Raw genomic sequence first — 7,408 nt, 5'->3', positions numbered from 1 at the left:
TACAGAACTAAATCCTTTACTTAAATTAATTGTCTAACTTTTTGGGGTCAGTACAAAATTCCCGACCTCGTTTTATTTTTTATTGAACTGAATAGTTAGGGGCTTCATTTGTAATTTGCACATCATGAGGGTGGCTTTCCTTCAATCCAGCACCACTCATCTCAATAAACTGAGCATTATCGTGAAGTTCTTGTAGATTTGCAGCACCAACATAGCCCATTCCAGAGCGGATACCACCCAGCATCTGGAAGACAATATCTGCAGCAGCTCCCTTGTATGCCACACGACCTTCAATTCCTTCTGGAACTAGCTTATTAGCTTCATTGACAGAACCTTGGAAGTAACGGTCACTAGAACCCTTCTTCATAGCGGCGATAGATCCCATTCCACGGTAAGTCTTAAATTTCCGACCTTGGAAGATTTCTGTCTCACCTGGCGCTTCGTCTGTTCCTGCAAACATTGAACCCAGCATAACAGCATTTCCACCTGCAGCCAAGGCCTTAACAATATCTCCAGAATACTTAATCCCACCATCAGCAATGATGGTTTTTCCATATTCACGCGCTACAGCAGCTGCATCATAAATAGCCGTTACTTGAGGAACACCAACACCAGCAATGACACGGGTTGTGCAGATAGAACCTGGGCCAATTCCGACCTTAACAACATCCACACCTGCTTCATAAAGAGCGCGTGCACCTTCAGCAGTTGCAATATTTCCAGCAATCAAGGTGCGATCAGGGAAATGAGCACGAATCTCTGCAATCTTACGCAAAACTCCAGCTGAGTGGCCATGCGCAGTATCAATAACAATCGCATCTGCACCCGCTTCAAAGAGAGCTTCCGCACGTTCAAAAGTATCTGAAGTAACACCGACAGCACCAGCTACCAAGAGACGGCCAAACTCATCTTTAGCAGCATTTGGAAACTCAATAACCTTTTCAATATCTTTAATGGTAATCAAACCTGAAAGACAGCCCTTATCATCAACCAAAGGCAACTTTTCAATCCGGTGCTCCTGCAAAATGCGCTCTGCAGTTCCCAAATCTGTTCCAACAGGAGCTGTGACAAGATTCTCACTGGTCATATGACGGGAAATAAGTTGATCATAGTCAGAAATAAAACGCAAATCACGATTAGTTAGAATCCCTACTAACTTACGATTTTCAAGAGTTTCTACAACAGGAACACCACTGATACGGTAACGTCCCATCAACTCATCTGCTTCAGCAATCGTATGCTCTGGCGTTAGGAAAAAAGGATCAATAATAACGCCATTCTCAGAACGTTTAACCTTTCGAACTTCATCAGCCTGTTGCTCAATAGACATATTTTTGTGGATAACTCCAAGACCGCCGGCACGGGCAATAGCGATAGCCATCTGACTCTCTGTAACAGTGTCCATGGCAGCAGTAATGATTGGGATATTCAAAGTCAGATTCTCAGCAAGCTTGGTACTCAGATCAGCATCGTTGGGCAGTACATGGCTTTCAGCTGGAATCAGCAGCACATCATCAAAGGTAAAACCTTTTTTCAAAAATTTAGTGTCCCAGTTAGACATCCACAGTTTCCTCTTTTCCTTCTTATTTGAACTAATACCCAAAGAAAATTGAAGTTCAGTTTTCTTTGAATAAAAGCTGGTTTTTTTGTTGTTAATATCATACCATTCTATAGGAAATTGTCAATCATTATTACACAAAAAATAAAAACCATCATTTTTGAAACTAAAAACGATAGTTTTTGTGATTTATAATCAATAATGTTCGTTATTTAAAATAATTAATCCCCATCGCAGACTTCACTTCCGAAAGAGTCTGAGCGGCAGTCTGACGGGCCTTATCGCATCCTTCTTGCAGCATCCGATAGACCTGTCCCATGTCTTTAGCAAACTCCGCACGACGTTCACGAATCGGACCTAACTCTCGCTCTAAAATTTCTAACAGATAGCGTTTGGTTTTGACATCTCCCAGACCACCTCTTTGATAATGCTCTTTCATTGCAGCAATATCAGCAGCATCTTCGGGGCGGCCAAAAACATCCAGATAATGAAAGACCATATTTCCCTCAATTTTTCCAGGATCTTCCACTCTGATATGATTAGGATCTGTATACATGCTCATAACTTTCTTTTGCAGAATATCCATATCATCTGCCAAATAAATGCCATTATTGAGAGACTTAGACATCTTAGCATTGCCATCCAATCCAGGCAAACGTCCAGCTGCTTCATTTTCAGGATAAATCCCTTCCGGTTCTACCAAAACATCTGTCTGATAAGCATTGTTAAAGGAGCGAACAATTTCCCGAGTCTGCTCAATCATAGGCTTTTGATCATGTCCGACTGGTACAAAATTAGCCTTGAAAGCAGTAATATCAGCTGCCTGAGAAATTGGATAAACTAAAAACCCAGTCGGCAAACTTTCACCAAATCCTTTTTGAGCTATTTCTGTCTTGACAGTAGGATTACGCTCAAGACGAGCCAATGACACCAAATTCATGTAATACATTGACAACTCTGCCAACTCAGGAATCTGACTTTGAATAAAAATAGTCACCTTTTTAGGATCCAAGCCAGCTGCTAGATAATCTAAAGCTACATTCCCAATGGACTCAACAATTGTCTGAGGGTCCTTTGCATGATCTGTCAAAGCTTGCTGATCAGCCAAAAATACAAACATCTCATACTTACCTTGATCCTGCAAAAGCACGCGGTTCCGTAAACTTCCTACATAATGACCAATATGCAATTTTCCTGTCGGACGATCTCCTGTTAAAATAATTGGTTTAGTCATTTATTACTCCTCAATTTATAATGAGTTCATTATATCATTTTCAATGAAAATGAGAAAGAAGTTTCTAGAAAAAAGCGAAAATTCCAGTTTTTACAGCTTAATTGACATACCTTTACAGTATTTGTAAACTTAATTGACGAACTATTCTGGCTGGAAAACCTAAAATTCTTAGTTCATTCTATTCTCCTTTTTTCTTTTGGCTTCGTTTTTTACTTTTTATCTCAGAATTATTTGAAAAAAGTTCTATTTTCTAGTAAAATGAAGAAGATTATATATATAGGAGAAAGACATTGCTTACAGTATCAGATGTATCACTGCGTTTCAGTGACCGAAAATTGTTTGATGAGGTCAACATCAAATTTACAGAAGGAAATACTTATGGATTGATTGGAGCCAACGGCGCTGGAAAATCAACCTTTTTAAAAATTTTAGCTGGTGATATCGAGCCAACAACAGGCCACATTTCTCTAGGACCAAATGAACGTCTTTCAGTCCTTCGCCAGAACCACTTTGACTATGAAGAAGAACGGGCTATTGATGTTGTAATCATGGGAAATGAACATCTCTACAACATCATGAAAGAAAAAGATGCTATTTATATGAAGCCTGATTTTTCTGATGAAGATGGTGTACGTGCAGCAGAGCTTGAGGGAGAATTTGCTGAGCTAGGTGGCTGGGAAGCTGAAAGTGAAGCTTCTCAATTATTGCAAAACCTCAATATTCCAGAAGATCTTCACTATCAAAATATGAGCGAGCTCTCTAACGGAGACAAGGTCAAAGTACTCTTGGCCAAAGCCCTTTTTGGTAAACCAGATGTCTTACTTCTGGACGAGCCAACAAACGGTTTGGATATTCAGTCTATCACTTGGCTGGAAGATTTCCTTATCGACTTTGATAATACAGTCATTGTTGTATCCCACGACCGACACTTTTTGAATAAAGTCTGCACTCATATGGCCGACCTTGACTTTGGAAAAATCAAACTCTACGTAGGTAACTATGATTTCTGGAAAGAGTCCAGTGAATTAGCAGCTAAACTGCTCGCTGACCGAAATGCCAAAGCAGAAGAAAAAATCAAGCAACTTCAAGAATTCGTTGCTCGCTTCTCTGCCAATGCTTCAAAATCAAAACAAGCAACTTCCCGTAAAAAGATGCTTGACAAGATTGAGTTAGAAGAAATTGTTCCATCTAGCCGTAAATACCCATTTATCAGCTTTAAAGCAGAACGTGAGATAGGGAATGATCTCTTGACAGTTGAAAACCTTTCTGTCAAGATTGATGGAGAAACTATTCTTGATAATATTAACTTCATTTTACGTCCTGGCGATAAAACAGCTTTGATCGGCCAAAATGATATCCAAACAACTGCTTTGATTCGTGCCTTGATGGGTGATATTGAGTATGAAGGAACTGTCAAGTGGGGTGTCACAACCAGTCAATCTTACCTACCAAAAGATAACTCTCGCGACTTTGCTAGTGGCGAATCAATCCTTGACTGGCTGCGTCAATTTGCAAGCAAAGAAGAGGATGACAACACCTTCCTTCGAGGATTCCTTGGGCGCATGCTCTTCTCTGGAGATGAAGTTAACAAGTCTGTCAATGTCTTGTCAGGAGGAGAAAAAGTTCGGGTTATGTTATCTAAGCTGATGTTGCTCAAATCCAACGTTTTAGTATTGGATGATCCAACCAATCACTTGGATTTGGAATCAATCTCCAGCTTAAATGATGGATTGAAAAACTTCAAAGAATCCATTATTTTTGCCAGCCATGACCATGAATTTATTCAAACCTTGGCCAACCACATCATTGTTCTGTCTAAAAATGGTGTCATTGACCGTATTGATGAAACCTATGATGAATTCTTGGAAAATCAAAAAGTTCAGGCAAAAGTCAAAGAACTTTGGAAAGATTAATCCCTTGTCAATTTACGTTTACAAAGCTTTACAGAGGCATGAAACAACGTTTCTGCCTCTTTCTATATAAGAAATATGAATCACATTAAAGAATACTTTAAAAAAAATTGGCCTTATTTTTGTGCCTTCTTTCTTCCATTTTTCATCATGTTCTTTGTCTACTTGATGTACGGAATTTACTGGAATAGCGAAACGTCTCCCTTGCTTGGTGACGGCTTTCATCAGTATGTCATTTTTGACACCAACCTAAGAAATATCCTCCATGGCACAGACAGTATTTTCTATACTTTCTCTAGTGGACTGGGCCAGAATTTCTATGCTCTATCCAGTTATTATTTAGGTAGCTTCTTATCTCCCTTGGTTTATTTCTTTGATTTGAAATCAATGCCAGATGCCATCTATCTATTTACCTTAATCAAGTTTGGATTAATTGGACTCTCTACCTTTATCAGTATCAAAGGAATATTCAAAAAGATTCCAGCTTTACTCATCATCACTCTTTCAACTTCATTTTCTTTAATGAGTTTTTCAGTCAGTCAATTGGAAATAAAAACCTGGCTGGATGTGTTTATCCTTGCACCTTTGATTGTGCTAGGTTTACATAGGTTGATAACTGGAAAAGGAAGAGTACTATACTTTACAACACTGTCAATTCTCTTCATCCAAAATTATTATTTTGGATATATGATGGCAATCTTTTTGGTTTTTTGGTACCTTCTTCAATTATCTTGGGATTTAAAAAATAGAATTAAAAGTTTACTTGACTTTACAGTCGTATCTGCTTTAGCAGGTCTGACTAGCCTCATCATGATTCTGCCAACTTACTTAGACATAAGTACTCATGGTGAAACCTTAACAAAAGTTTCTTCTTTGTTGACAGAAAAAAGTTGGCTTTTAGATGTATTTGCTAAAAATTTTATTGGCAGTTTTGATACAACTAAGTATGGTTCCATCCCTATGATTTATGTCGGCACCTTCCCCTTGATTCTAGCTATCTTATTTTTCACCTTAAAATCTGTTAAGTTTCACGTGAAACTTTGCTACTTTTTACTCATTGCTATTTTCATAGCTAGTTTTTATCTTCAATATTTAGACTTACTTTGGCAGGGAATGCATGCTCCGAACATGTTTCTTCACCGTTATTCTTGGCTATTTTCTCTGGTAGTTATCTATATGGCTGCTGAGACTTTAAATCGTTGGAAAGACGTGAAATTGATGAATGTTGCCATTAGTTTCACTTTGCTCAGCCTTGGATTTATTATTACTTTTATTCAGAGAAAACATTATGACTTTTTGGGTCCTGAGAATTATATTCTAACATTAGAATTTCTGCTGGCTTATCTCTTGATTAGCTTTGTCTTAGCAAAATCTTCTATTCAACCAAAAATCATTCTCCCTGTCTTGCTCTTCTTTGTTACTTTTGAACTGTCGCTTAATTCCTATTATCAAGTTGGAGGAATTGCTAAAGAATGGGTATTTGCCACTCGTTCATCTTATTCTAGTCACCTTGACGAGATTGACAAGCTTGTCAATTATTCCAAAAAGGAAAATATTGACTTTTTTAGAACTGAAAGATTGAATCCACAAACAGGAAATGACAGTATGAAATTCAACTACAATGGAATTTCCCAGTTCTCATCTGTTCGAAATACTCAGGCAAGTTCTACTTTAGATAAACTTGGTTTTAAATCAGCAGGAACAAATCTGAATCTTCGTTATCAAAACAACAGTATTTTAATGGACAGTATTTTTGGTGTTCGCTACAATCTATCTGAAACAGATCCTCAAAAATTTGGTTTTCTTCCTGAGAAAAGTGAAAAAGAAATGTCTCTCTACCAAAATGATGCTGCACTTGGTTTGGCTTTTCTGACCAATGATGTTTACCAGGATGTCAAGTTTACAAATTTGACCTTAGATAATCAAACAGAATTTTTAAATCAGTTGACTGGCTTTGATTTTAAATATTATGATAAAGTAGATGCTATAACTACTAATGAAAATGTCAAGCAAATTGGTAACAGAGTGACTGTGGATGTTGACAGAGAACAGAATACAAGCTTTGCTAGTGTAATCTATACTGTCAATGTACCTGCTAACAGTCAACTATATGTTAATGTTGCTGGGATTGATTTTAGTAATGATGATCAGACAGATGTTGACATTACTGTCAATAACTTTACAGAACGTTATACAACTAATAATGTTTTTCCTTTCTTTAATGCTGGCCATTTCAGTCAAAGTCAAACAGTATCTATTCGCTTTACATTCCCAGACAATTCAACAGTTTCATTTGATACACCAGAATTTTTTGCCGTTAATACTGAGCAATATCAAAATGTCATTCAAAAATTAAAAGAACAGCCCGTTTCCACAACTACTGATTTAAACACAGTAAAAACAAACTATAGAGCGGAAAAGGATACTTCATTATTCTTTACCATTCCTTATGATAAGGGATGGTCAGCCACTCTTAACGGGAAGCCTGTCACACTAAAACGAGCTCAAAACGGCTTTATGAAATTAGATGTGAAAAAAGGAGAAGGAAATGTTGTTCTCACTTTCATTCCTAATGGACTAAAAGAAGGTGGCATTGCCTTCATATCTGGCATAATCTTATTTGTTTGCTATAATTTTCTACGTAGGAAGCAACAGAGAATGTAAATATATCAAAAAAACAGCTACTTACCAATATAAAAAATAAGG

The 7,408-nt window shown here is 37.5% G+C and carries 4 protein-coding genes; 2 read left to right on the top strand and 2 right to left on the bottom strand.

Annotated features, from left to right (window positions below):
- Nucleotides 1–79 precede the first annotated feature (79 nt).
- Both guaB and trpS read right to left on the bottom strand, forming a co-directional pair.
- Nucleotides 80–1,561, bottom strand: coding sequence for an IMP dehydrogenase (gene guaB, locus QZ169_RS07395; RefSeq protein WP_295505859.1), 1,482 nt, complete (start codon nt 1,559–1,561; stop codon nt 80–82).
- A 205-nt stretch (nt 1,562–1,766) separates the two neighbouring features.
- Nucleotides 1,767–2,792: a tryptophan--tRNA ligase gene (gene trpS, locus QZ169_RS07390; RefSeq protein WP_295505857.1), complete on the bottom strand. Its 1,026-nt coding sequence runs from the start codon at nt 2,790–2,792 to the stop codon at nt 1,767–1,769.
- Nucleotides 2,793–3,082: 290 nt separating this feature from the next.
- Between trpS and QZ169_RS07385 the strand changes: the two genes are divergently transcribed.
- Together QZ169_RS07385 and QZ169_RS07380 are read left to right on the top strand one after the other, a co-directional pair.
- Nucleotides 3,083–4,705 carry an ATP-binding cassette domain-containing protein gene (locus QZ169_RS07385; RefSeq protein ID WP_049543497.1) on the top strand — a complete coding sequence of 541 codons (1,623 nt, stop codon included), beginning with the start codon at nt 3,083–3,085 and terminating at the stop codon, nt 4,703–4,705.
- Between the two features lie 75 nt (nt 4,706–4,780).
- The gene (locus QZ169_RS07380; RefSeq protein WP_295505853.1) at nt 4,781–7,366 is read left to right on the top strand and encodes a YfhO family protein; all 2,586 of its coding nucleotides are present in this window, start codon (nt 4,781–4,783) and stop codon (nt 7,364–7,366) included.
- Nucleotides 7,367–7,408 lie beyond the last annotated feature (42 nt).

It is taken from the genome of uncultured Streptococcus sp., assembly GCF_905372115.1.
Classification (GTDB): domain Bacteria; phylum Bacillota; class Bacilli; order Lactobacillales; family Streptococcaceae; genus Streptococcus.
The sequence above is the reverse complement of the archived record's forward strand: the minus strand, read 5'-3'. Positions and strand labels throughout refer to the sequence as shown.

Bases quoted from the DNA above. Each gene is read 5' to 3' on its own strand.
- guaB (WP_295505859.1), bottom strand. From the start codon at position 1,561: ATGTCTAACTGGGACACTAAATTTTTGAAAAAAGGTTTTACCTTTGAT.
- QZ169_RS07380 (WP_295505853.1), top strand. From the start codon at position 4,781: ATGAATCACATTAAAGAATACTTTAAAAAAAATTGGCCTTATTTTTGT.
- trpS (WP_295505857.1), bottom strand. From the start codon at position 2,792: ATGACTAAACCAATTATTTTAACAGGAGATCGTCCGACAGGAAAATTG.